We start from the raw sequence: 25,907 nt of genomic DNA on the forward strand, positions 1-25,907 counted from the left end.
TATACTTTAGAATGCTTTTGAAACGGTAACATCAACGCTGGTTTGGGTTCTGTACATCCCCTTGATGATCTCATCGCGGCTTAAGCTTAGCCTTGCCATAACAACCCATACCTTAGCAAGCTTTTGGCTATAGGTAGCCCTTACCCCATACGACTTCAGGCGTTTGAGGTACGAGTAGCCAATATTTTGATGGTCGAAATCGGGCGCTGTTCCGAAACTTGCATCAGCTCCTACATAGGAGTCGGCTTCGCTAAAATACCTACGTGCTGATAGCCTAAACGAGTAAGAAACATCACCCTGATTGAACCTTAAATGAGGTCGAAGCGAAAACCAGTAGCTGCCATAGTACTTTCCAAAACTACCGGTATAGATAACAATGTCTGTTGGCGAGAATCTAAGGTAACGGAAACCTAGCGAAGCCTCGAATGCTTTAGGTAGCGAATGGTAGTACTCGTAGCCACACCGGAAGTCGGGGAATATTGATGAAGGAGAGACCCCCATATTAGCGTACGAATAGCCACCCTTCCACAGCGAAAGGTAGCCATCGGCTTCGAGCTGATACCCATTTGTGCTAAACCGATTGGCATAGTTCAGCCTACCGATTACCGTACCAATATCGAGCCTACGGCTATACTGCAGATACGACGAATACCATGTGCTAAGGTTATCACTAAAGATGTCGACGGTTCCATTCGCCGATACCGTATTCTTTAGATTGGAATTATGAATGAACACCAGCTGGTCTTGAGCCTCAACCATGTTGGGTTGCTTGCTTAGCACCTCCTCGAGCACCTTTTCCGCCTCCTTATCCCGATTCAGATAACCGAGCATCTTCGCTTTCTTAAGCTGAAGATCCAGCTCGTTAGGATGCTGCGCTATTCCCCAATCGAGAACATCGATGGCTGCGGCATAACTACCCGACCACAGCTCCACATTATACCGCGCGTTAACCAGCTCCAAGCTGGCTGGTCTGTCCTTTACTAAAGACCGAAATTCCTCTCGTGCCTCATCGTACTGTCCATTCCAGGAGTATACGAGACCGAGGTAGAACCTTACATCCCCATTATCCTCCTTGCCCAAAATTTCGCGTAATACCTGCTGCGACTGGAAGTATACCTTTTCATTAGCCAACTTCTTGGCAAGGGCAAAAAGCTCGGAGGTATCCTGAGCAGGTAGCCACGTTGCAGCCCCAAAAGCCAACACAAGGAAGGCTAACGCTACCTTGAGCATCTTCCTCATACTGCTACTTTTTTATATTTTTTGATTTTCCCAATCAGTTCATCGATATCTATTGGCTTTTCTATAAAATCGGAAGCGCCAATCTCTATCGCCTTATGGGTGTTGTTTGACTGCCCAAGAAATGACATGACAACAAACGGGGTCGACAGCTTCATATCGCAGCGTACCATATTCAGCAATTCCAAGCCGTTGACATGCGGCATCAAAATGTCTGACACAATCAGGTCAAACGTTTCCACCAAAAGCAGCTTGGCGGCAGCCTTACCATCAGAAGCAGCCGTGATATCAAAGTCTTCCAGCTTTAACCGATACTCCAACGCTTTAAGGGTTACCTCATCATCTTCCACCACCAGAATTTTCATGTTGCTAAAGGTTTTTAAATGGTTTAAACTCTCTTCTTAACCAGATTCAAAATCCATACGTACTTGTGCTGTAAAATCCGTAAAACCCCTAATTTGCCAACGATTTTACCATCCCAAGACTTGCGGTTTTCTGCTAGCTTAGGGATAAACATCGACCAGCTAAGAAATGTTTATAATTTGCGGTTCTTTATAAAAACTATTTTACGCACCCTTAAATACATCATGCCATGGAGAGATGCCCTTGGTCGAGCAACGACCCGCTTTACGTGCAGTACCACGACTACGAATGGGGAGTTCCGGTCTACGACGATCGGATGCATTTCGAATTCTTAACGCTGGAGAGCGCACAAGCGGGGCTTAGCTGGCTTACCATTCTTCGTCGCCGCGAGGGGTACCGAAGGGCTTTCGCCAGCTTCGACCCGCAGGTGGTGGCGCTGTACGATGCGGCAAAGGTGGAGGAGCTGCTGCAGGATAGCGGCATCATCCGCAACCGCCAAAAGGTGGAGGCGGCGGTGAATAACGCCCGCCGATTCCTAGAGGTTCAGCAGGAGTTTGGCTCGTTTACGGAGTACATCTGGAGCTTTGTTGGTGGAAAGCCCATCGTAAACCACTTTACGGAGCTAAGCCAGCTACCCGCCCAAACGCCCGAATCGGTACGGCTGAGCAAAGATCTGAAGAGGCGCGGATTTAAGTTTGTTGGACCAACTACGGTTTACGCCCACATGCAGGCTGCAGGGCTGGTGAACGACCATCTGGTGAGCTGCCCTCGGCATGGGGAGGTACAGGGGATGGTGCGTTAATGTATCTCGGAATAGTCTAATGCCTAATATCTAGCGTCTATTGTCTACACCACCCTATGGTAGCGCACCCACGCCCAAACGAAACGAACAGCGGAGAGGAGCAGCGGTATGCCCATCGCCACGTAGAAGTTAAAGAGGTAGGCTTTGTTGATGAAGTTGAGGTGGCGCAGCGCGATGCCCATAGAGATCATGCCCCCCATCATCAGGTAGCCCTTGACGTCGAAGAACGAGAAGATGCAGGGGCGCACCACGTCGATGGACTTGATGCGGTTGATGTGCTTCAGCGATATCCTCATAAAAAGCAGCCAGAAGAAGGCTACCCCAGCAAGTGCGCCTGCAACGAGCCGAACCAGCAGCATGTCGGGATGGGCCAAAAGGTAGGTAAGCCCTTTGGCAAGAAGCATACCGCCTGCAAAACTCCACACAAGAGCGGCAACCAGCAGCAGGTAGCGCTTGGGAATTCCCGGCTTTATTCTGGGGGCAATGCGTATAAGGCGATTCATTGGCTGTTACTTTTTGCGTTGGCAAAGAAAGGGAAAAGTAACAAAACTTGTTGGGCAAGGTTCAATTCGACAAAATAGGAGAGCGCACCTTTACCGATTTCAGCTACTTTTGCCTTCAAATATTTTGCTGCAATGAACTTCTTAGATATCGTAATTCTTGCCCTGCTCGGCTGGGGCGCCATTTCGGGCTACATTAAGGGATTCCTCAACCAGCTGGTAAGCTTTGGGGCCGTTTTCTTGGGCATTTACCTGGCCTTCCACCTCTCGAACTGGATTGGCGTATTCGTAAGCGAGCACTTTGAGGTGGGCGTTAGGGCGAGCGTCTTCGTGGCCTCGTTCATCATCTTCGTTGGCGTATTCATCCTGCTGCACCTCAGCAGCCGCATCATCGGGCAGGCGTTCAAAGACACCTCGGTGGGCACGGCCAATAAGGTGCTGGGGCTGGCCTTCGGCCTGCTGAAGAGTTTCGTACTGGTGTGCGCCGGTCTATGGCTGCTCTCTGTGCTGAACGGCGTGGTGCGCATCCTGCCCGAGCATACGACTAGCGGATCGCTCCTCTTCAACATGTGGAAGGTGGTACCCTGGTTCTTCCCCTACGTGAAGGGGCTGTTCTAGCCGGAAATCTTTACCCTAATATATGCCTAGACCTAACAAGTTTTTAAAACCTGTTAGGTCTTTTTCGTATAGATGTACCAGCAGAGAACTGGTGAGCCCATCAAAAGGGGTTGGATGTCTTCAACGGAACTATGGGGAGGCAACCAAAGGGGGTTAGATGGCTCCAACGGAACTCCGGCGGACCAATCAAAGGGGGTTGGATGATCCCAACGGAACTCCGGGGAGACAATCAAAGGGGGTTGGATGCCTTCTGCGTCCCCATGCTGGCGTTCTACGCATCGCAGATGGCCCCAGCGCCACCTCTCGAAGTCGATCCATTTTACTATCTTTGCTCCAGTTTTACTCATTAATAGGGAGCACAATGCCGGATGCCGCTCGCAGGAGGGCACCTCGCGCATCCACCTAAGAAAATATTACTCAGATGAACTTTATAGAAGAACTTTCGTGGAGGGGCATGATCCACGATATGATGCCCGGAACAGAAGAGCTACTTGCCAAAGAGATGGTATCAGCCTACGTGGGCATCGACCCAACTGCCGACTCGCTGCACATCGGCCACCTTGTGGGCGTGATGATGCTGCGCCACCTGCAGCGTGCAGGCCATAGGCCCATCGCTCTTGTGGGCGGTGCAACCGGCATGATTGGCGACCCATCGGGTAAGTCGGTAGAGCGCAACCTGCTCGACGAGGCAGCCCTTCGCCACAACCAGGAGTGCATCAAGGCACAGCTGGCCAAGTTCCTCGACTTCGAGAGCGATGCAGCCAACCGCGCCGAGCTGGTAAACAACTACGACTGGATGAAGGAATTTTCGTTCCTCGATTTCATCCGCGACGTGGGCAAGCACATCACCGTAAACTATATGATGAGCAAGGATTCGGTAAAGAAGCGCCTTACGGGCGAGACTCGCGACGGTATGTCGTTCACCGAGTTCACCTACCAGCTGGTTCAGGGGTACGACTTCCTCTACCTCAACCAGCACAAGGGCTGTAAACTGCAGATGGGGGGATCGGACCAGTGGGGCAACATCACCACCGGCACCGAGCTGATCCGCCGCAAGACTGGAGGCGAAGCCTACGCGCTCACCTGTCCGCTAATCACCAAGGCCGATGGCGGCAAATTCGGCAAAACCGAGAGCGGCAACATCTGGCTATCGAAGGCCTACACCTCGCCCTACAAGTTCTACCAGTTCTGGCTCAACGTATCCGACGAGGATGCCGAGAAGTACCTCAAGATATTCACCTTCATCACCAAGGAAGAGTACGCGCAACTCGTAGCCGAGCACCACGAAGCGCCACACCTGCGCATTCTCCAAAAGCGCCTAGCCAAGGACGTAACCACCATGGTTCACTCCGAGGAGGACTACAACGCCGCAGTGGAGGCCTCGCAAATCCTCTTCGGCAACGCCACCGCCGATGCGCTGGTTAAGCTCGACGAGGACACCTTCCTGTCGGTATTCGAGGGCGTACCCCAGTTCGAGATCGAGAAGTCGATACTCGACGCCGGTGCCAACGTTATCGAGCTGCTGGCCACCACCACCGCCGTGTTCCCATCCAAGGGCGAAGCTCGCAAGATGATCCAGGGCGGCGGCGTAAGCATCAACAAGAATAAGGTTGATGCGGTTGATGCCACCATCGGGTCGGATCTGCTGCTCAACGGCAAGTTCCTGCTGGTACAGAAGGGCAAGAAGAACTATTTCATCATCAAGGCGCAGTAATTTCTTTTTAAGGATAGACTTTGCAGAGGGCATTCCGGAGGCGGGATGCCCTCTGCTGCTTTTTCCGACGTACGCATCCCCGCCCACGGGCAAGCGCCTCACCCGCCTAAAACGCCAAGCATTCTCGGCCGACGCCCATTTGCCCCGCAACTGCTCCCCAAAGAAGATGCGGAAATCCAAAACATGGAGTTCGGCAAGCGCTTCAAAGCCGAAATGCGAAGGCATCTGATGATCTACAAGCCTTTCAGCGATGAGCATCACCAAAAAACGTACGGTTTCCGCTCTGATATCGAAGGAGAATATGCTACCTTAGCAGGCATTTATTTGGAGAAGCGATGGAAACAGCCGTAAAGATACTGGTGGTTGAAGACGAAGTGAAAGTTGCCGACCTCATTCGAAAGGGACTAGAGACCAGCGGGTACTCGGTAGAGGTTGCCTACGATGGCATGATGGGGCGTAGGCTGGGCATCCAGCACAAGTACGACTTGATTATCCTCGACATCAACCTGCCCCACGAGAATGGCTACCAGGTGTGCCGAGCCATCCGCGAGCGAAACACCAACGTGCCCATCCTCTTTCTAACCGCATTAGACTCCATCGACGATAAGCTCGAAGGGTTCGACTCTGGTGCCGATGACTATATTGCCAAACCGTTCGAGATGAAGGAGCTGCTGGCGCGCATTCGCGTCTTTCTGAAGCGCAATAGCGCCGTTACCGCCGCGCCATCTAGGGTGCTTCGCGCTGCCGATCTGGAGCTCGACCCCGATTCGAAGATCGTTACCCGAGCTGGCAAGGCCATAGAGCTCACCGCAAAGGAATTTCTACTGCTACAGTACCTGCTGGAGAACAAGAATAAGGTAGTTTCAAAGGTAGATATCGCCGAAAAGATCTGGAATATCACCTTCGACACCGGCACCAACGTCATAGAGGTGTACATGAACTACCTCCGCAACAAGGTGGACAAGGGTTTCGACAGCAAGCTTATCCATACCCAAATTGGTTTGGGCTATGTGCTAAAGGAAGCATAGCATGAACATCCGCAGTAAGCTCGCCATCCAGTTTGCCGCCATCGTGAGCGCCATTCTTATTGTCTTCTCGGCAACCATTTACATCTCGTCGGAGCAATCGCGCCGAAGCGATTTCTACAACCGCCTGCAAGATCGCGCGCTAATTATGGCTTCCATCGCCACCGATGTGGTGGATACCAATAAGGAGCTGATAAGACGGCTGGACACCACCGCCTCCATACTCTTCCACGAGCAGGTAATGATCTTCGATAGAAAAGGAAAGCTGGTGTACAACGACCAGGCGGAAGATCGGGACATCACCCCGGCGCTTGCGCTACGGATATTCAAGGTTAAGCACCTATCTCTGCAACTCAGGAATAGCTACGAAGCCATCGGTATAGAGTACGGGAATAGGGCAAATTCCTATGCGGTGTTCGTATCCGCCATCGATAAGCATGGTAAAAAGAGGCTCGCCACCCTGAGAATTTCGCTGATAATCTCTACGCTACTGGGTATTCTGCTGTCGTTTCTGGGAGGATGGTACTTTGCACGGCGTGCGCTCCAGCCCATGTCGAAGGTGGTGGCGCGGGTAAACCTCATCACGGAGAAAAACCTGAACCAACGGCTGAACGAGGGGAATGGGCGCGATGAGATTTCGGAGCTGTCATCCACGTTTAACCGCATGCTCGAGCGGCTGGAGCTGGCGTTTACCCTTCAAAAGAGCTTCGTATCGCATGCCTCTCACGAGTTTAGGACTCCGCTGACCATCATGCTCAGCGAAATTGAGATGATGATGATGAATCACCCCGAAAACGCCGAACTGCAGCAGATGCTCACCTCGCTCAAGGAGGAGATCCTCAACCTAAACAACCTTTCGACGAAGCTGCTGGACCTTGCCAAGACGAATATCGACTCGAAGAACCTTGCCAGCAACCGAATTCGCATGGATGAGCTGGTGATGACCTCGATTGCCGAATACTCTAGGGCATATCCGGGCAGTAAGGTACACCTCGAGTTCGCAAACCTCCCCGGAAACGAGGACGAGCTCTACGTTGCCGGCGAGGAGCAGCTGCTTAAAACCGCCTTCTTCAACCTTATGTCGAACGCCTGCAAGTTTTCGCCCGATAATGCGGTGGCGGTTTCGCTGAGCTACAAGGATAGCAAGATGGTGTGCATCACTTTTAGGGATAATGGCATTGGTATTCCCGAGGAGGAACTCAAGAATATCTTCCAACCCTTCCATCGGGTGCCTTCGAACCTAAAAGTTGACGGGCATGGCTTGGGCTTAGCGCTCACCTCGCAGATTATTGCGCTGCATCAGGGGACAATAACGGTAAAGTCGGAGGTAAATGTTGGCTCGGAGTTCACGATTAGCCTACCTGCGTGCTAGAGAATTGCCCATCACCCCAATCTATAAAGTTTAAGCGCTTTCTAAGGCGATCTTAATCGTATTCTAATGCTTGCTTCGGATATTTACAAGTGCAATCCAGCCATGGATTGATGACCAAACAAAGCTTGTAGAACACTAAAACTAATTGCAATGAAGAAGATTTTGACGCTTGTAGCGATGGTAGCCCTTGCAGGATCGGTTTTTGCTCAAACTCCTGCCGTGAAAACCGAAAAGGTGAAGGCTCCGGTAGAGAAAAAGGAATGCTGCAAGAAGGCAAAGGCGCCCAAAGCCAGCAAGGGAGTAAAACCTGCTAAGGAAAAGGCTACTGCTCCGGCAAAAAAGTAGTCCATGCGGCGTAAATGCTAACGGAATGCGAGAATAATTGTCGACTTATTTTTGGAATTTTTGTGGAGTGAAGGAGAGGATTGCCGCCTCTCCTTTACTTTTTTCACCTGCCGATCGACTGCTTGTACCTATCGTGGAAGTAAAGCGGGAGGAAGCCAAAGTTAAGCAGCGCTCCGCTGAGTAAAAGGGCTGGTCCTCCACCCGACCAGTGCATCATCTTACAAAGTAATCCAGCTACCGCAAGCATTGAGGCAAGGTAACCAAAATGTACATCGCTTTTTTCATGGTAAAACCATTTATAGGTTATAAAAATGGTGTTCCGAGCTTAACGACTAACTGACTGCTTGTACTTATCGCGAAAGTAAAGCGGTAAAAAACCAAAGTTGAGCAGCAGGCCGCTTAGCAGAAGCGATGGACCTGCTCCTGGCCAATGCATCATCTTACAAAGCACACCAGTTACCGCAAACATTGAGGCAAAATAGCCCAAAACGTACATGGTCTTTTTCATAGTAAACTCCTTTTTATAGATTAAATTAGTAGTTTCTTCCTGTACACGACGAATTCCATCCTCTCCAAAACGTTCGAGAACCAGCTTGTAGGCGGTCTCAAAGTCGTTAGCATCCATCTCTTCTATGGCGCAGCAGATATGATCTAGCAAACTGTCCGATAACTTATCCGCCGTCACTCCTTGGCAGGCCAAATCGCTCTTGATTCTCTCAACATCGCTATCCAATAACTCCATTACGCCAAAGATTTGGGTGAAAGTAGAACGCCTATTGTCGATATGAAATCGTTAAGCTCGTTGACTTTGCCTTCGGTTACGGTCTTTCCGCTTACGGTAAGCGTGTAGTACTTACGAATACGCTTGCCGATGAACTCCTCTTCGGTTGTAACCGTTCCGTCAGCTTCCAGCTTGTGAAGTATTGGGTAAAGCGCACCCTCGGTAATTGATATTTTACCCTCGGTAAGCAGCTTAACCTTCTGGGTAATTTCGTAGCCATACATCCTGCCATTATCCTCAAGCAGCTTGAGAATGATGGTTTGCAGCGTTCCTTTAAGTAGTTCTCTTGAATACATGGCACAAATATACATTTTATTCTTATGTATTGTAATTATATGTATATTTTCACCAAAAAAAATCGCATAATAAACCATCGAATGCATCAGTATTCGAGGGGAAACGCTGGATTGGAGCAGAAAAATGCTGCGGATGAGCTCGCCTACTGGAAGTAAACGACCTTGGCGGTCTTGGATTTACCGATGTAGGCGTTGATGATCTTCATGGAATTGGGGGTTTCGGGCGATGAGGCTACCAGATCGTGCAGCTCGTGCGGGTTACCGCTAAGAAAATCGCCGGATGCCTGGCCGTAGCCGACAAACTTCCCCTTTTCGACCTTAACGAACGCGACTTTATCGGAGCCCTTATCGGTTTCTACGACAAAGAAGTTCTTGGTGGTGTTGCTTAGATAGGCGATTGCCTGCTCTACGCGCTGGTTGTAGAGATCGGGACCTTCTTCGCCGCAGCATGCGCCCTTACAGATCCCAATCTGGTAGTGAAAGCAGGCACCTTCCGACTTACTTAGTCCGCATATCTTCTGGCAGAGGCTAAACTTCTCGATAATGGGGGCGAGCGCCTGCTTGGCCTTCTGAGTTGACGAATAGGTGAACACCAACACCCCATTTTTCGACGACTTTGCGATGGTTAAGGCGAGGTATCCTTCCTCGTTATAGGTGGCGTAGAGCCCATATCCGCTGCTTTTGCGCCTATGCCAGCGGTTATAGGGCGGATGATGCCGATTTACCTCGATATCTTCCTTTAAAAGCGCAATAAGCTCGGAGGTTGTGAGCTCGTAGCTGATATCGGCGACCTTGGTGCACATCTCTAGCGCTTTCGGATCGTCGTAGCTGGCAAAGTGACCGAGCGCTCGCTTGGCAATATTGGTGCTTTTGCCGATGTATAGGATGTTTCCGTCGCTGTCGTGGAGGTAGTAGACGCCGGTTTCCTCGGGTAGGCTCTCGAAAAGTAGCCGAGCGATGTCTTTTCCAAAGATTTTTGCGATGCTGATGGTGATTGCGATATCCTCATCAACAGCTTTATCAAGTAGTATTTTAAAAAGGTCGACGGTGGCGCGCGCATCGCCAGCGGCACGGTGCCTATTCTGGAGAATAATGCCCAAATCGTCGCTGAGATTCCCCAAGCTGTAGCTGGCATGCCCGGGTAGCAGCTTCCGGCTTACGCGAACGGTGTCGAAGGTGACCCTTCGGTAGCTGTAGCCTAGCCTTTTGAACTCGTTCTGCACGAAGCTGTAGTCGAAACCGACGTTATGGCCTACAAAAATGGCATCGCGGGTAATCTCCACGATCTTTTTGGCGACTTCGTAGAACTTTGGGGCGTTCTTTACCATGCTATTGGTGATGCCGGTAAGCTTGGTGATGTAGCCGGGGATGGGTTTTTCTGGATTTAGAAGCGTACAGAACTCTTCAACGATAACTCCTCCTTCGAGCAGGTAGATAGCTATGTCGGTAATGCGTTCCCTTCGGGGATCGCCACCCGAGGTTTCGACATCGACAACGGCAAAACGCTGGTTCCTATTCTCTTCTTCCTGACTATTCATCGACTTTGTTAAGCGGCACTAAAGTATAGAAATATCCTTATCGAGGTTTAGCTATTTCTACTTTTCTTCTAAAAGATTGTAGGTGGTATTGGCGCTACAAAACCTAGTTTCCGCCAATCTTAGGCTTGTTTCTATCAGTTCTTAGCCTGATTTACACCAATCTTAGGGGCGGTTTTGCCAATTTTTTCCTTAGCTTTTTCAAATTTTATGCAGGATTTCGTCGTTCTAAAAGACGATTCACACAGCTATTTGGAAGGTTTTTGTAAATAATTATCGCGTTTTTACCAATCGTAAGCGAGATTTTAGCGATCGTAGGGGGAGTTCACACTAATCTTAGGGCAGATATTGCAAATAATAACCTTAGTTTTTCGATTCTTAGGCAGGATTTTGGCGATCTAAAGGGCATTTCACGTAGATTTTTGGTTGGTTTTTGTAAAGTTCGACCTTAGTTTTTCAAATCCTAAGGGGGATTTCGTGGTGCATTGAGGCGTTCACATCGATATTGAGGCTGTTTTTATAAGTATTTGCCTTGATTTTGCCGATTTTAGGCAGGTTTTTGCCGATCTAAAGGGCATTTCACGTAGATTTTTGAATGATTTTTGTAAATATTTATCGAGGTTTTGCAAATCGTAAGCGGGATTTCGTGGTGCATTGGGGCTGTTTTTATAAAGAATTAGGTTGGTTTTTCAACTCTTAGGTAGGGTTTTGTCTGGTATTTCGCTTTTAATCCAGATTCTACAATACAACGAGATACATGCAATGAGTCTCTACCCCTGCGACGCTGATTCGGGCTGGTAGAGATGCGATGCTCTCGTATTGAAACAGTTTTAGGAATGGGTTTTACCCGAGGGATTTCGCCTTTTAAAATATAGCTTCAGCATTTAGCAGAGGTTAGGGCTTTGTAAAGAGAATTCCCTCTTCTTATCTGTTCTTTTTGAAGGGCAAAAAGAACCAAAAAACCCTTGGCACGAATTAACTCGCTCGGTCGCGGTGGAATGTCGCCATCTAAAATAATTGTTTCTAATCCTTTCATCGCTGTTACGCTAATTGGCGTTGTAGCAGCTCCGCTCGCTCGAACAGAATTCCTGCCAGTCTGGTATGGCTTCGCCATAGTGTTTACGGAAGAACGTTATCCTACTCTGATAAGTTTGTCCGCCGTTGGTTGGTCGTTCTTCCAATAATCGTTTTTATTCATATTTTAAACGTGAAATCTCTGAGAAACTAAAGTGGTTTTACTAGTATTCTCGACTTTCTTCCCGCTTTTCAGCGAAGACATTCAACCCCGTTGGGGTTGTTTCCATCTCTCGATCAAATTCCCCGAGTTTCACTCGGGGTTATTAAAGTTAAAGCCCTTCGGGCTTCGTTGGAAGAGTGGTTTCAAATCTACAATCCCCTCCTAAAACGTTATCGAACCATTTTTTTGATTGAAAACGGGAAAAACTGGTTATGACGCGCATGTTTAACCTCTACGAGGTAAAATCTGCCGTTGTGGTGGCATGCTACAGGTCGGAATGCCCTACGGGCAACTCTCTTTCTGACCTGTTTTGCTGCGTGGCGGTTGCAAGCGTGTAGCAGGCTGTTGCGTTCTTCTTCGTTTTTATTTGTAGCTGATATGCTGAGGAAGGAAAAGCGTGGGTACGATTGGATTTATACCAGTATTCTGCTGCCTCTTACCCGTTTTTAGCGAAGACATTCAACCCATTCTGGGTTGTTTCCATCTCACGATCAAATTCCCCGAGTTTCACTCGGGGTTATTAAAGTTAAAGCCCTTCGGGCTTCGTTGGAAGAGTGGTTTCAAATCTACAATCCCCTCCTAAAACGTTATCGAACCATTTTTTTGATTGAAAACGGGAAAAACTGGTTATGACGCGCATGTTTAACCTCTACGAGGTAAAATCTGCCGTTGCGGTGGCATGCTACAAGTCGGAATGGTCTACGGGCAACTCCTCTTTTGTCCTGTTTTGCCGCGTGGGGGTTGCAGACGTGTAGCAGGCTGTTGCGTTCTCCTTCGCTTTTATCCGTAGCTGATGTGCTGGCGCAAAAAAAGGCAACTCCTCCTGCCGTTCCCGTTTTTCATCAGAGCCCACCGGCTTAGATGTCGAAACCCGACAGATAGAGTTGCCTATGCTTTTATGCGTTACCGGAATATCCTAGTTTAAATCGGCCTTATCGCTTTCGGAATTCTGGCCGTTTTGCTTCAGCTCGAGCTCCTTGAGCTCAGTTACATCGCGGGTATAACCCCAGGTGCCAATGGTTGCTCCATCTTCGTTGCGAAGCGGCATCTTGTTGATGGAGAACCAGCGCTTGTTGCCGGCAGAATCGGTACGGCATTCCACCCTATTTAGGATGGGCTTGCCGGTACGGATGATTTCCTGCTCCTCGGCATCGGTTTCGACGGTATACTTTTCGCCAAAGAAGTCCTTATCGCTCTTCCCGATGATTTCTTCCTCTGATTTTAGCCCGTGACGCTCGTACTTAAGCCTGTTCGCTCTTAGGAATCGGCCATTTTCATCCTTAAAGTGGATGTAATCGGAGGACGTATCGAGGAAGTTATTGAGCAGGTTGCGCTCGAAGGAGAGCTTGGCCTCCAGATTCTTGATGTTTGAGATATCCTTCGATATGCCAAAGGTACCAATGATTTGCCCATTGAGATCTTTCAGCGGCATTTTGCTGGTTTCTACCCAGGTTACGGAGCCATCGTTGTGATCTTCGCGCTCGACCATGCCGTAAATGGCTTGGCCGGTACGGATGATGGTTTGCTCATCGTTGTACGCCTTTTGCGAATGCTCGCCGCCGAAGAGGTCGAAGTCTGATTTACCCAAAAGCTCCGAGTCGTCCTTAACTTTATGTAGCCCTAAAAGCGATTTGCTTACGCGAATGAAGCGGCTTTGCAGATCTTTGAAGTAAACATACTCGACAACCGTGTCCAAAAAGTTGGCAAACATCGATTTTTCCTTGAAGAGCTCTTCTTGCGCGATCTTTTGCTCCTCCTGAACGCGGGCCATCTCCTCCTGCGTGGACTGAAGCTCCTCCAAATTCTGGCGCATCTCCTCTTCCTGAGCGGCCATCTCCTCGGCTTGGGAGCGGGTTTGATCGAGCAGCTCGGCGGTGTGGATGTTTATGCGGACGGAGGCGAGGGTCGAGGCGATGCTTTCGGCGATCTTTTCGACAAATTTCACCTTATAGTCGTCAATTGGCGTCAGCGAGGCGAGCTCGATCACGCCGTTGACCTCGTTGTTGATCTTTAGCGGAACCAGCAGCAGGCATTTGGGAGTGGTATCGCCCAAACCGGAGGTGATGGAGATGTAGCTGTCGGGGATTTCGAGCAAAAATATGGTTTCGCCCTCGACAAAGCAGCGCCCCACTAGGCCTTCGCCCACTTCGAAGCGTTTTTCCATCATCTTGCGGCGGTTATAGGCAAAGCAGGCGGTCATTTCGAGGAAACGATCCGACTCATCTTCGCCATTTAGGATAAACATGCCTCCTTGGTTGATATCCAGGTACTTTACGAGGTTGCTTACGATGGAAAACGAGAGCTCCTTAAGGTTACTGTTGTTAAGGCGCAGCAGCTCGGCAAAGTTTGCATAGCCTTGGTTGGCCCAACGCGTTTTATCTTCCTCCTTTTTGCGCTCATCCTCTACTTCGTTGGCGCGAATCAGGCTGCTGCGCATTTCTTCGAGCGAAATGCCGAGTACATCCTTCTCGCCGAGTAGCTGATGGTTGGCATTTAGGTTTCCATTCCCAATTTCTTGGGCAAACTTGGCGGTTCGGCCCAGCCCATCAACCAGCATGTTTAGCGATCCGGCAATTTCTTCCATCTCGTCGCCGGTTTTGATGTTGAGCTTCTCCTGCTCGCTAACCTCACCGGTGGATAGCTTCTTTATGGACTGCGTTACATCCTCCAGCGGCTTGGTTATGGCCTTTGCCAGGTAGTTAATGACAAAGGTGGTAACGATTAGGCCAAGTAGGCACACCAGAATGGCAAACAATACCGACTTACGCGACTGCGCAAAGATCTCGCTGGTAGGAATGGTTACCCCCAACGCCCAACGGGTGCCTCTTTCGCCCATGGTAATGGGAACAACCACCGAATAGTAGCTCGTACCATCGATTTCGATGTAGGTTTTGGTGATATCGGACGAGGAAAGCATCTTATCGAGCTGAAGCTCGCTGTTCTTTTCGCCAAAAACGTTATCGAAGGTTTTACCAACTAGCTTTTTATCGGTATGCGCGGCAATAAACCCTTTAGACGACACCAAAAAGGCGGATGTTCCTGGGAAAATCTTAACCTGATCGACAATTTTCTGGTATTCGTCGATGCCAATATCAACTCCGGCAACACCTACTGATGTTCCATTATACTTAACGGGGCAATCAAGCGTTGTAATGAGCAGCTCCTGGCTGCTATTGTTGTAGTAGTTGTAGTAGTAGGGCTCTTTTACATCGGATTTACCGATGCTCTTTACCTGATAGTAGTGCCCATTAGCGTCAAACGAGTCCATATCCTTGTCGACTGTCATAACCGGCATGTTCGACGAAGGAACGGTAAGGAATGTACGGCGCCCTGAGGCCTTATTGTAGCCGGGCGTAATGGCCGAATGCTCTAACGATACAAAAATGCACTTAAACTGCTGGTTGTTCTTCGAAATGTTGAGCAGGGACTGCTGAAGTAGCGTTTCGCGATTGGAAACGCTATGATCGAACATGTAAACCACAGAAGATGCCAGCGATTCGCAGAAGCTGAAACCCTGATTGGTGACCCGTTGGATCTGTGCCGAATACCCTTTTACCTGTTCGTCGACCATAAGGGTCGCGTTCTCCCGAGTATTGATCCGTAACGAGATAATAAAGTAGAGGAATGAGATCAGCATTATTAATGCCACCGAAGCACCTATGTAAAGATGCATCTTCGATCGAATAGACAACTTGTTAAATTTACGCAACCAACTCATTTTATTTACATTTTTAAGACTCCCGGACATAACTGCCAAACGTATAAAAAAAACAATCAAACTAAAACAATTTAAGCTGAAATATTAAAATTATAACAGTGGCGATGCACAACCTTGCACAACCATCCGAAGTTGAGGAGAGACTGCACAATGCGAATCATTGAAAGGTTGCTTTCGTATACCCAAATGAAAAGGGAGGATGCTTGGACAGCATCCTCCCTTTCTTAGATAATTGGCTAAGCGAGACACATATTCTACTGCACCGGCTTGCCTACTACTTTAGTATGGGTCTTAAGCTCTTCGATACGCCGCGCATTTGCTTCGTTCTTTGCCTTTTCCTGGCAGAGCTCTTCGGTAAGCTTCTTTACATCGGTGATATCGCGCGTGATTCCGAAAATCCCGATGATCTTTCCGTCGTTATTGCGTAAAGGAATCTTGCTGGTGTTAAGCCATTCTACCTTTCCATCGGGATAGGTGAATACCTCTTCAACATTCATCAGCGGGATGCCAGACTTTATGATATCCTGCTCGTCGCTCAGCGTGCGGTAGCCCATTTCTCCGAACCGCTCAACATCGGTTTTGCCAACCACCTCGCTAACAGTGCACCCATTTTTATCGAGAAGCGACTTGCTACAGTGCGTAATTCTGAAGTCCAGGTCTTTGTAGTAAACCAAATCGGGCACCGACTCCAGCAGGTTGTTGAATAGCAGCTGCTCGTGCGCCAGCAAATCCTTTGCCTTCACCTGTTCGTCGTGCACGCGGGCCATTTCCTCCTGGGTAGAGGTAAGTTCCTCGAGGTTTTGGCGCATTTCCTCTTCCTGAGCGGCCATTTCTTCTGCCTGCTGCTGGGTTCGCACTAGTAGCTCCGAAGTTTGGATGTTAATCCGCACGCTCGATAGCGTAGAAGCGATGCTTTCGGCAACTTTCTCTACAAAACTTATCTTATAATCCTCGATTGGTTTAAGCGAGGCCAGCTCTACGACACCATTGACAGTATCATTCAGCTTTAAGGGGACCAACAGAAGGCTGCCTGGGCGTGCATCGCCCAAACCGGAGGTGATGTTGATGTAATCCTGAGGAATCTCCCTCAGGTAAATGAACTCCTTCTCGTAGAAGCAGCGACCAACCAATCCTTCCCCAATATTTATTCTCGATTCATGCAGCTTTCTTCGGTCGTAGGCAAAGCATGCGGTCATTTCGAGATGAACATCTTCGGGATTAGCATCATTAAGGATGAACAGACCTCCTTGAACAACATCCAAGTACTTAACTAGGTTCTTTACGATGCTAAACGAGAGTTCCTTGATGTCGTGGTTGTTCTCGCGGAGCAGCTCTGCGAACTTTGCTATACCATCGGTTGCCCAAGCATGCTTTTCATCCTCTATTTTTCGTTTCTCCTCCTCCTCTTTACTGCGCATTAGGCTGCTGCGCATGTCGAGTAGCGACTTCCCTAGGAGATCCTTTTCACTTAAAGGAGAGTAATCGGCATTCAACATCCCACGCCCAATGTTATCGGCAAAGGCTGCGGTATCCTTAAGCCCATCGATCAGGCTGTTTAACGACTCGGCCATATCGCCAATTTCATCCTTTGTGTTTAAATCCAGCTTATTTGCCTCCGAAATCTCGCCCTTTGCCAACTTTTTAATTGCATGGGTTAGCTTTCCGATGGGCACCGTTAGCCGTCTCGAGAAGATACTGGTGGAAATTACAATGGAAATTAGGCCAATCAGGCAGAGCAGGGCAGCAATTAGCGTTATTCTGTTGGCCTCGTGGTAAATTTCGTTCTTAGGAATCGAAATACCCAAAGCCCAGTTCTTGCCATCGCTCCCTATACCTATCGGAACGATGCTCGTGTAGTACGATACGCCATCAATGTCTTCGTCGTACTTTATGCTTTTTCCCTCCTTTATGCTCGCCATCACATCCTGCTGCTTTTGGGACTCTTTACCAATCTCGGAGTACTGCTTACCGATTAGGGAGGCATCGGAATGCGAAACAATGTAGCCATTCGAGGTAAAGATGAACGCCAAAGTGCCAGGGTAAGGCTTAATATCTTCGGTTAGCTTCGTGTAAGACGAAAGGCTGAAGTCTACTCCTGCAATTCCGGCAAAGGAGCTGCCATTGTTTATGGGAGCAATGACGCTAGTGACAAGCGAATTGTTCCCCTTCGAGTTGGTGTCAAAGTAGGGATCGAGAACGGTAAGCGCAGGCTTAGCTTTTACCTGATCGTAGAGCCCGTTGCTATCCTCGCCCTTCATATTCCTATCCTCGAGCGTAAAGTCCAACCGCCCATCGGCGAATTCGGCAGCAAAAAGCTTGCGCCCCGTTTTGCTGACAGCTGGATTGAAGGAGGCGTACTCGAGGGTAAGCCAAACCGCCTTATACTGCGGGTTGTCCTTGGCTAGATTAAGCAGTAGCTGCTTCATCAGCGAATCTTTGCTGGCGATTCCTCCATTAAAATAAAATTTTGAAGCCGAAGCAATAGAGCTCACAAAGGATATATCTTTGCTCAGGTTCTTCGTAATATCTTTGGCGTGGTTCAGCACCATTTCGTCGGTGACGGCAATTGCCGATTTTTTCGATATCGCCTTAATCGAAAAGGTTAGGTAAACAGAAACGGCAAGAAGAATAAGACCGGTAATGGACAAGACATAGAATCGAATCTTCGCCTTCAGGCTAAGTGCCCGAAACATTTTCTGGAGTGGCTGCATGACATACAAAATTTAAGTTACGTTAGGTTTATCAGTTGCAAATTAACTAATTCAAACAATACAAACAGTCATTTTTGTTAATAAAACTGCAATGAAGCATACATTTTGGTCTTTTTTGCTCCTATTTGGAGCAACATTGGTGGCAACAGCCCAGCCGAAACCCGTAAATACGCTCTTTTTGGCAGGACCTTACCCCCTTAACGAACCCGCTTTTGGAAATATTGCCAACGTAAAGGGAGATCAGTTCTCGTCGAGCGACCTTTTTAAGGTGGGGCTGCCCTGTGCCAACCTTTCGCTGGTAAATGGAAGCGTTTGCAACGATGCTGGGAAGCCCGATAACGCATGGAAACCTACGGAAAGCAACAAGGGCGAGTTTATCTTTATCGGCAACGGCAAGACTGCTGTTGGCTACGCGCTCTTCTTTGCCGATGCCGGCAGCTTTACCAAGGGAACGCTATCGGTGAAGTCGCCGCTGCAGTTCGAGGTTTACGTAGATGGATCGAGGATCACCGAGAAGACCTCAACAGAGAAGGCGGGCGAAGAGGCCAAGAGCTCCAAGCTGCAGCTGAAGCTACCTCCTAGACAGCACCAGTTTTTGGTGAAGCTGCTTTTCCCAAAGGATTACACGGATACCGCCAAGCTAACCATCAAACTCGACATCCCCGAAAAGCAGCGCGAGCAGCTAACCATCAACAGCGCCAAGCGCCCGATTACCATCAACGACATCCTAGAAGGGGTTAAGGTTGCATCCACCTCCATATCGCCATCGGGGAAGTACGCCAGCGTCACCTTCTCGAAGGTGGATACGCAAACCGGAAAGACTAGCCGCTTTACCCGATACTACAACCTGAGGAATCAGCAGGAGGTGTTTACCCCACAAGGCAGCGCAGCGTGCGAGTGGATGCCATCGGGCAGCCGCCTTTGGTGGGTTGACGCCACAAACGACAACGCCCTTACCACCTACAACGTCGAGACTGGCGAGCTAGCGGTGGTTGCCAAAAACATCCCCGAGAAGGCGGCCATTAGATGGGCGCCCAACGAGCAGTACGTAGTTTGCCAAGTGGAGGATGACGTGAAGATCGAGGAGAAGGGCCCCATGCACCAGATCGTAACCCCCGAAGATCGCCAGCCGGGCTGGAGGGATCGCTCGTTCCTCTACAAGATCGATCTGAAGTCGGGCATCAAGCAGCGCATGACCTTTGGCTATAAATCGACCTACTTGAGCGATATCTCGGCCGACTCCAAGTCCATCATCGTAACTGTAGCTAAGGAGGTGTACACCGAGCGTCCTTTCTCGGTGAGCAGCATCTACCGAATCGATGCCGAGAGCTTTAGGGCAGATACCATCCTTAAGGATCAGAAGTTTCTAGGAGCCGTAAAGCTGTCGCCTGATACCAAGCAGCTGATCGTGCTGGGTGGCCCCGAGGCCTTCAACAAGATCGGACAGAACGTGAAGAAGTCGCCCATTGCCAATAGCTACGACAACCAGGCCTTCCTCTACACCATCGAGAGCGGAAAGGTGGAGCCCATCAGCAAGAGCTTCGACCCGTCGGTTGATGCCGCTGAGTGGAGCGCCGACGGCAAGTCGATCATCATGCAGGTAAGCGAGAAGGACCGCAACAACCTTTACCGCTACGATATTGCATCATCGAAATACATTAAAATACCAACGAGCTGCGACGTGGTATCGTCGTTCGACTTTGCCAGGGAGGCTGACGGTATTGTGTACGCCGGACAGAGCGGCTCCTACCCCAGCGTGGCGTACTACTACAGCCCTTCGACCAGCAGCACCGCCACGCTTGCCGATCCGGCCAAGGAGAAGATGGGCAAGATCCAGCTGGGCGAAATGCACGACTGGAACTTTAAGGCCAAGGATGGCACCACCATCGAGGGGCGCTTCTATCTTCCACCCGGATTCGACCCCGCCAAGAAGTATCCGCTTATCGTAAACTACTACGGCGGAACTACCCCCACCGAGCGCAACTTCGAGAGCCGCTACCCGCTGCACCTCTACGCCTCGATGGGCTACGTGGTGTACGTGGTTCAGCCTAGCGGCGCCATCGGGTACGGGCAGGAGTTCTCGGCCCGCCACGTGAACACCTGGGGCAAGAAGACCGCCGACGACATCATTGAGGGAACCACGAAGTTTATGGCCGAGCACCCCTACGTGGATGCCACCAAGGTGGGCTGCATCGGGGCATCGTACGGCGGATTTATGACGCAGTACCTGCAGACCCGCACCAACCTCTTTGCCGCCGCCATCTCGCACGCCGGCATCAGCGACATTACCAGCTACTGGGGCGAGGGCTACTGGGGCTACACCTACAGCGCCGGCGCTACCGCCAACAGCTACCCCTGGAACAACCCATCGCTCTACATCGGCCAGAGCCCGTTGTTCAGCGCCAACAAGGTGAACACCCCCATCCTATTCCTGCACGGGCAGGAGGATACCAACGTGCCCATCGGCGAGAGCATCCAGATGTACACCGCCCTCAAAGTGCTCGGCAAGACGGCCGAGTTCGTAACCGTGGAGGGGCAGAACCACACCATCGTGGGCTACAAGGCGCGCATCGCCTGGAACAACACCATCTTCGCCTGGTTTGCCAAGTACCTGCAGGGCAACGACGGCTGGTGGAACGAGCTGTACCCCGAGAAGAACTTGTAGAAATACTGCCAGCCCTGACAGGTTTTGAAAACCTGTCGGGGCTTACCAACCCATAAAAAAAGCGTAGCCGGAGCTACGCTTTTTCTTTTCGTGGAATGATAATGAACCTACAACGTGAAGCCAATAACTAGAAAGACTTTTTCGAGTACAGGGTTGGCAACTAACGATGCTTTAAACGGAACCGAAAATCTATCGGATATCAGCAAATCCTTCGTAGTAGCTACACCCACATTTACTATCTGAAACCCTTTTACATTTGCTCTTCCGGTTACACCAGCCCCATCGCCATAGTAACCGTCGGTTGGTGTTGCGCCAATAAAAGATGTTACCGAGGATGCTCCTACTTTAAAGCGATACCCAGCCTCAACGTACGAACTGTAGTTTTGCTTCCTTAAATCTGCTTCTGTAGGATCGTAGGTCGCCTTCTTGTCGGCTCCGTACAGAAATGTAGCCACTGTCAGGTAGAATGGGCACTCGTCTCCGCCATTAAAGGTTACCATTGCCTCGATAATATGTGCCGTGCTGGCGTTTTTGTAGTCGAAGTAGCGGGCGTTGTAGCTCCAGAAGTAGTCGTTTACGGTAAAGGTCAGCTTCTGCAGGGTGTAGGATGCAAATAGGTCGGTTTCGTAGTAGCTGCCTAAGAAGTCGTAGGAGGCCCATGCGCCAGCGGAGAAATTCTTATAGCTGGCCGTCAGATTGGGCTGAAGGTTTGGCGAAAGAAGGCTCGACGTGGTCCCATTGGGAGTCATGCTTGGGGATCCTCTCCAAATGTAACTGCTTACCACATCGGCTCCGAACGAAATTCTAACCGAGGAAGAGTCTTTTTGAGCCAATACCGAAGCTGAGGTTAGCATCAATCCAACGCCCATACCTGCTGCAAACAAAATGTTTTTCTTTTTCATATTACTTTATAGTTGAACAACGTTTGAGGTAGCTGCTACCTCTTGCTTATATTCCCTTGCTGGTTCCTAGCGCTGCTTCTACGCCTCTCATGCTGCATCTCCTCCATTTTCTTGCCCAACCCGAGCAGATGCCCTATCAGGGCTCCCATAGAAAACAGCAGAGCTACCCCACCCAGTAGCAGCAGAACAATTACCATCTCTGTCATAGCGCTTACGGTTTACAGTAAAAATTCCATTGGGGGGGTACGTGTTGGCTTGCCTATCCCAGATGTGTTGTGGTAACCGCTGGTTATTCTGCGCTCGGATCACCCCGTACGGAATCGGCACAAAATTGCAGCATAAGCAATAAGGGTATTGTAAAGAAGCGGATCGGGAGCTTAAAGATTTTATAAGCTTACGGGAAACGTACTCGGCGGAGCAGACGGGGGAGGTAATCGGAAGGGCTTTCATGCGGTCTTAGCCCCCTCCCCCTCCCGTAGAGGTGATACCCACCCCAGCTATGCGGCAGTACGTGCGATCAGCACGCCTCCCTAAAAGCAAATTGTTTTTGGGGCTGCCCGTGGGGCACTACGATTTGGAGATTCGCACCCAACATACGGCATAGCGGTTGCCCTAACCACGGCCTAACCGATTTCGAAAACCAGCTAGGGCTTACCCTCACCCCATAAAAAAAGCGTAGCCGGAGCTACGCTTTTTCTGTTTCATCGGCCGACGCTACTTCTTGTCGTCGTTCTTCTTGGCCTTAGGGGCAACCTCGTTAATCTCGAAGCCGTACTCGGTAAGCTTCTTGGGCTAGTCGGGGAAGTTGGCGTTCACCACGTCGCGAACCGAGCGCAGGAACTGGGTCACCTTCTTGGCCTCGTTGTCGCGCAGCTCGTAGGCCTCCTCGCTCTGACGGCGAAGCTCCTCGGCGCGCTTGGAGTACGCCTTAAGGTTGGCGATCGACACCTTAACCTCGTCCTTTACCAGCGGCGCAATGACGGAGGTAGCTCCATCGGCCGTGTTCTTGGCGACAACTGTATCGCCAAGCTCCCCGATCTTTTGGGGTTCTCTCGGAATTTGATACTTCATGCGTTATCCAATTATTATTGCGTTAACAATTCGAAGATAGCGATTATGCATATAACCTATATAGCTTACGCTCGTTTTTTTTAGCTTATCACCTAAAGTTTTTTACAAAACAACAGCAATATTAAGACGAACATCTCCGATGTTGAAGCGAACATCGTTGATGTTGGAACGAACATCGCCAATGTTGAAGCAAACATCGTTGATGTTGAAGCAAACATCGTTGATGTTGAAGCGAACATCGATGATGTTGGGTCGAACATCGGCAATGTTGGAGCGTACATCGCCGTTGTTGGAGCAAACATCCTCGATGTTGAGTCGAACATCATCAATGTTAAGTCATACATCGCCGCTGTTGGGGTGCACAGGCCGCCACCCGCGCCCCCAACGCCCACCAGCCTTACTGTTAGCTTACTTTAATCGTCAAAAAGTGTAGAGAATATTTCGCTATACTTGCCCGCTGTAAATTAAGGGATACAATACGCATTGATGAGGTTAACATTATGGGCTCTGCTGGCTGTGCTGCTGAGCTATGGGAATGCTTTGGCTGGAAATCTTAAGGTCGTGGGGTTTGTGAGGAATGGGCAAACGGGTGAGCCTATCCCCTTCGCCAACGTCGCCGTGAAGGGTACGACCCTGGGGACGCGCACCGACATGCAGGGGCGGTTCGTGCTGGCCAACCGGCAGAATCGGGATACGATCACCGTCACCGCGGTAGGGTTTAAGCCCTACGAGCTGCTGCTGGCCGCCGCCGGCCAGGCGCCGCTGGAGGTAACACTAGCCGAGGAGCGCTACACGCTGGGCGAGGTGGTGATCCGCCCCTCCGAGAACCCGGCCCACCCCATCGTCCGCAACGCCATCCGCCTGCGCCAGCGCAACAACCCCGAGCGCATCGAGCGCTACGGCTGCACCACCTACACCAAGCTGGCCGTATTCTTCGACACCCCGCCCAAGGCCGACAGCGCAAGGGCCAAGGTCCCCGCCAAGCCGCAGCTACCCATCTTCTTCTCCGAAAAGGTGGCCAACAACACCGTCGACCGCGCCGCCGGCCTCCAGCGGGCCGAGGTGGTGGCCAAGCAGCAGAGCGGCCTGGGCATCCTCGACGACCTACAGGTGGACGGCTACGCCACCGCCATGAGCACCGAGGTGAGCTTCTACCAGAACAAGATCGACCTCTTCGGCAAGCTCTTCCCCAACCCCATTGGCGACAACGCCTTCGCCTACTACAAGTACCGCCTAACCGATAGCACCGAGGTGGGCGACCGCATGGTGTACACCATCGAGTTTACCCCCAAGCACAAGAAGGATCTGGCCTTCCGCGGCACCATGCAGGTGGAGGGCCTAGGGTGGAGCCTGTCCCGCATCGAGACCGAGCTGCCCCGCGAGGCCAACATCAACTTCCTAAACGCCTTCGAGGTGAAGTACGACTACCAGCGGGTGGCCGACTCGCTCACCTTCTTCCGGCAGAACAGCCTCCGCGCCAAGCTCTACTACCGGAAGGCCGAGGCGGGCAGCCGCGCCACCACCCTGTCGGTGAGCAAGACCACCGTCTACAGCAACATCCGCCTCGGCGCAGCGGCCGACACCGCCCCCCGACGTCCTGCGGCCAGCTTGGCCCAGCTGCGGCCGGCCACCCTCTCGCGCGAGGAGCAGCGGATGAGCAGCGCCATCGATTCGCTCAACCAGCTGTGGTGGATGCGCGCTGCCGACAAGATCTCCACTGCCGCCCTCACCGGCTACATCCCCGTGGGGAAGTTCGACCTGGGCCCCTACCCCGAGTACGTGCGCCACAACAAGGTGGAGGGGCTGCGGCTAACGTTCGCCGCCCGAACCGGCGAGGCGTTCCACCCCCGCTACTCGGTGGCGGGTAAGGTGGGCTACGGCTTTAAGGATGAAGGATGGAAGTACGGCGGAGGCTTCACCTACAAGCCACCGCTGGAGCACCGCACGCTGCTGGGCGTGGAGGCCGATAGGGATATGACCACCATCGGGAGCAACGGCAACCTGCGCTTCATCCGCGAGAACACCAACGCCCCCGAAGACGACAACCTGATTACCGCCCTCACCGCCCGGCGCCCCAACGACCGCCTCTCGATGCGCCACAGCTACGCCGCCTTCGCCGAGCACGAGCTGCGCCGGGGCATCGTGGCGCGGCTACGGGTGGAGCACCAGCGGGTGGAGTCGGGCCGCTACATCCCCTTCTTCCAGCAGGGGGCGCCCGTCTCCGAGATCGTTGGTACAGCCGTGAGCGTGGAGGGGCGCTTCTCGTTCGACGAGAAGACCGTCGACAAGTTCATCCGCCGCTACTACCTCGGCTCGCGCTACCCCATCGTCAACACCGCCCTCACCGCTGGCCAGTACAGCGTGCTGGGCAGCCGCAGGGGCTACCTCAAGGCGCACCTCACCCTGAAGCATCACCTGGCCGTTGGCCTGGGCAAACTGGAGTACGTGCTCGAAGGGGGCGCCCTGCTGGGCAGCGTCCCCTTCCCGCTGCTGGAGGTGCTCCGCGGCAACGAAACCTACGGCCTCACCCGCTACCGCTTCAACACCATCAACAACCTGCAGCTGGCCAGCGACCGCTTTGCCAGCCTCTTCGCCGAGTACCACCTCAACGGCCGTTTCGTCAACCGCATCCCGCTGATTCGGGCGCTCAACCTCCGCGAGGTTCTCTCGGCCAAGGTGATGATAGGCGGCCTCTCGGACAAACATCGGCGGGTGATGGACTTCCCCGCCGTGCTCAGCGGAGTGAGCGAGCCCCTGGTAGAGGTAGGCGGCGGCTTCGAGAATATCCTCCGCTTCTTCCGCATCGAGGGAGTGTACCGCCTGAGCCCCCATCGGCTACAGCAGGCTCCCCGCTTCTGCGTAAAGGCTAGATTCCAGGTAGAATTTTAGGAGATGAAACAGCCAACCCAACCGGTTGGATTGGCGAGTAAAAAGAGGTAACATTGCACCAGCTTATTGGGGCGAAGGTGCCGCTGGTGGCCGCTAGTCTCCGCTGTACTTTTGCAGATACTGCCAG

At 51.2% G+C, this 25,907-nt stretch carries 22 protein-coding genes; 10 read left to right on the plus strand and 12 right to left on the minus strand.

The window, feature by feature from the left end; all coding sequences use genetic code 11:
* Positions 1-6: 6 nt before the first annotated feature.
* Together ACHZA1_RS07950 and ACHZA1_RS07955 are read right to left on the minus strand one after the other, a co-directional pair.
* Positions 7-1,239 carry a YaiO family outer membrane beta-barrel protein gene (locus tag ACHZA1_RS07950; protein WP_320054703.1) on the minus strand — a complete coding sequence of 411 codons (1,233 nt, stop codon included), beginning with the start codon at positions 1,237-1,239 and terminating at the stop codon, positions 7-9.
* On the minus strand, positions 1,236-1,601 hold the full coding sequence (locus tag ACHZA1_RS07955) for a response regulator (protein ID WP_320054704.1): 366 nt from the start codon (positions 1,599-1,601) through the stop codon (positions 1,236-1,238). The genes ACHZA1_RS07950 and ACHZA1_RS07955 overlap by 4 nt, the downstream gene beginning before the upstream one ends.
* Positions 1,602-1,828: 227 nt before the next feature.
* On the opposite strand from ACHZA1_RS07955, the gene ACHZA1_RS07960 reads away from it, so the two are divergent.
* The gene (locus ACHZA1_RS07960; RefSeq protein ID WP_320054705.1) at positions 1,829-2,401 is read left to right on the plus strand and encodes a DNA-3-methyladenine glycosylase I; all 573 of its coding nucleotides are present in this window, start codon (positions 1,829-1,831) and stop codon (positions 2,399-2,401) included.
* 44 nt (positions 2,402-2,445) lie between these two features.
* Here ACHZA1_RS07960 and ACHZA1_RS07965 read toward each other — a convergent pair whose 3' ends face one another.
* The gene (locus ACHZA1_RS07965; protein WP_320054706.1) at positions 2,446-2,904 is read right to left on the minus strand and encodes a hypothetical protein; all 459 of its coding nucleotides are present in this window, start codon (positions 2,902-2,904) and stop codon (positions 2,446-2,448) included.
* 132 nt (positions 2,905-3,036) lie between these two features.
* On the opposite strand from ACHZA1_RS07965, the gene ACHZA1_RS07970 reads away from it, so the two are divergent.
* The 6 genes from ACHZA1_RS07970 (at position 3,037) to ACHZA1_RS07995 (ending at position 7,975) form a co-directional block, all read left to right on the plus strand.
* Entirely contained in the window at positions 3,037-3,519 is a 483-nt protein-coding gene (locus ACHZA1_RS07970; RefSeq protein ID WP_320054707.1) for a CvpA family protein, read from the plus strand.
* Between the two features lie 421 nt (positions 3,520-3,940).
* A complete protein-coding gene (gene tyrS / locus ACHZA1_RS07975; protein ID WP_320054708.1) occupies positions 3,941-5,233 on the plus strand; it encodes a tyrosine--tRNA ligase in 1,293 nt (430 codons plus the stop codon).
* Positions 5,234-5,278: 45 nt separating this feature from the next.
* On the plus strand, positions 5,279-5,584 hold the full coding sequence (locus tag ACHZA1_RS07980; RefSeq protein WP_320054709.1) for a hypothetical protein: 306 nt from the start codon (positions 5,279-5,281) through the stop codon (positions 5,582-5,584).
* Complete coding sequence (locus tag ACHZA1_RS07985; protein WP_320054710.1) at positions 5,569-6,261, plus strand: response regulator transcription factor; 693 nt, start codon at positions 5,569-5,571, stop codon at positions 6,259-6,261. The genes ACHZA1_RS07980 and ACHZA1_RS07985 overlap by 16 nt, the downstream gene beginning before the upstream one ends.
* Position 6,262: 1 nt before the next feature.
* Positions 6,263-7,630 (plus strand): HAMP domain-containing sensor histidine kinase, encoded by a 1,368-nt coding sequence (locus tag ACHZA1_RS07990; RefSeq protein WP_320054711.1) that lies wholly within the window; start codon positions 6,263-6,265, stop codon positions 7,628-7,630.
* A gap of 150 nt (positions 7,631-7,780) precedes the next feature.
* Positions 7,781-7,975 (plus strand): hypothetical protein, encoded by a 195-nt coding sequence (locus tag ACHZA1_RS07995; protein WP_320054713.1) that lies wholly within the window; start codon positions 7,781-7,783, stop codon positions 7,973-7,975.
* 325 nt (positions 7,976-8,300) lie between these two features.
* On the opposite strand, the gene ACHZA1_RS08000 is transcribed toward ACHZA1_RS07995, so the two are convergent.
* The 3 genes from ACHZA1_RS08000 to ACHZA1_RS08010 all read right to left on the minus strand — a co-directional run bounded on the left by ACHZA1_RS08000 (position 8,301) and on the right by ACHZA1_RS08010 (position 10,590).
* On the minus strand, positions 8,301-8,717 hold the full coding sequence (locus ACHZA1_RS08000) for a hypothetical protein (protein WP_320054714.1): 417 nt from the start codon (positions 8,715-8,717) through the stop codon (positions 8,301-8,303).
* Positions 8,717-9,052, minus strand: a complete 336-nt coding sequence (locus ACHZA1_RS08005) for a PadR family transcriptional regulator (RefSeq protein WP_320054715.1) — start codon at positions 9,050-9,052, stop codon at positions 8,717-8,719. The genes ACHZA1_RS08000 and ACHZA1_RS08005 overlap by 1 nt, the downstream gene beginning before the upstream one ends.
* A 143-nt stretch (positions 9,053-9,195) precedes the next feature.
* Positions 9,196-10,590: an exonuclease domain-containing protein gene (locus ACHZA1_RS08010; RefSeq protein WP_320054716.1), complete on the minus strand. Its 1,395-nt coding sequence runs from the start codon at positions 10,588-10,590 to the stop codon at positions 9,196-9,198.
* Positions 10,591-12,453: 1,863 nt separating this feature from the next.
* Here ACHZA1_RS08010 and ACHZA1_RS08015 point away from each other — a divergent pair.
* Positions 12,454-12,579, plus strand: a complete 126-nt coding sequence (locus ACHZA1_RS08015) for a hypothetical protein (protein WP_320054717.1) — start codon at positions 12,454-12,456, stop codon at positions 12,577-12,579.
* A 161-nt stretch (positions 12,580-12,740) separates the two neighbouring features.
* Here the strand turns inward: ACHZA1_RS08015 and ACHZA1_RS08020 are convergent, their stop codons facing one another.
* Positions 12,741-15,542: a PAS domain-containing protein gene (locus ACHZA1_RS08020; RefSeq protein ID WP_320054718.1), complete on the minus strand. Its 2,802-nt coding sequence runs from the start codon at positions 15,540-15,542 to the stop codon at positions 12,741-12,743.
* Positions 15,543-15,796: 254 nt separating this feature from the next.
* Entirely contained in the window at positions 15,797-18,253 is a 2,457-nt protein-coding gene (locus tag ACHZA1_RS08025; RefSeq protein ID WP_320054719.1) for a PAS domain-containing protein, read from the minus strand.
* 91 nt (positions 18,254-18,344) lie between these two features.
* Between ACHZA1_RS08025 and ACHZA1_RS08030 the strand changes: the two genes are divergently transcribed.
* Positions 18,345-20,918 (plus strand): prolyl oligopeptidase family serine peptidase, encoded by a 2,574-nt coding sequence (locus ACHZA1_RS08030; RefSeq protein WP_320054720.1) that lies wholly within the window; start codon positions 18,345-18,347, stop codon positions 20,916-20,918.
* 107 nt (positions 20,919-21,025) lie between these two features.
* Here ACHZA1_RS08030 and ACHZA1_RS08035 read toward each other — a convergent pair whose 3' ends face one another.
* The 4 genes from ACHZA1_RS08035 to ACHZA1_RS08050 form a co-directional block, all read right to left on the minus strand.
* Positions 21,026-21,820 (minus strand): hypothetical protein, encoded by a 795-nt coding sequence (locus tag ACHZA1_RS08035; protein WP_320054721.1) that lies wholly within the window; start codon positions 21,818-21,820, stop codon positions 21,026-21,028.
* Between the two features lie 35 nt (positions 21,821-21,855).
* Positions 21,856-22,026 carry a hypothetical protein gene (locus tag ACHZA1_RS08040; RefSeq protein ID WP_320054722.1) on the minus strand — a complete coding sequence of 57 codons (171 nt, stop codon included), beginning with the start codon at positions 22,024-22,026 and terminating at the stop codon, positions 21,856-21,858.
* Between the two features lie 586 nt (positions 22,027-22,612).
* Positions 22,613-22,891 carry a hypothetical protein gene (locus ACHZA1_RS08045; RefSeq protein ID WP_320054723.1) on the minus strand — a complete coding sequence of 93 codons (279 nt, stop codon included), beginning with the start codon at positions 22,889-22,891 and terminating at the stop codon, positions 22,613-22,615.
* 92 nt (positions 22,892-22,983) lie between these two features.
* The gene (locus ACHZA1_RS08050; RefSeq protein WP_320054724.1) at positions 22,984-23,283 is read right to left on the minus strand and encodes a hypothetical protein; all 300 of its coding nucleotides are present in this window, start codon (positions 23,281-23,283) and stop codon (positions 22,984-22,986) included.
* Between the two features lie 94 nt (positions 23,284-23,377).
* On the opposite strand from ACHZA1_RS08050, the gene ACHZA1_RS08055 reads away from it, so the two are divergent.
* Positions 23,378-25,780, plus strand: coding sequence for a DUF5686 family protein (locus ACHZA1_RS08055; protein ID WP_320054725.1), 2,403 nt, complete (start codon positions 23,378-23,380; stop codon positions 25,778-25,780).
* Positions 25,781-25,907: the final 127 nt, after the last annotated feature.

Origin of the sequence: uncultured Acetobacteroides sp. (assembly GCF_963667355.2) — a bacterium.
Lineage (GTDB): Bacteria > Bacteroidota > Bacteroidia > Bacteroidales > ZOR0009 > Acetobacteroides.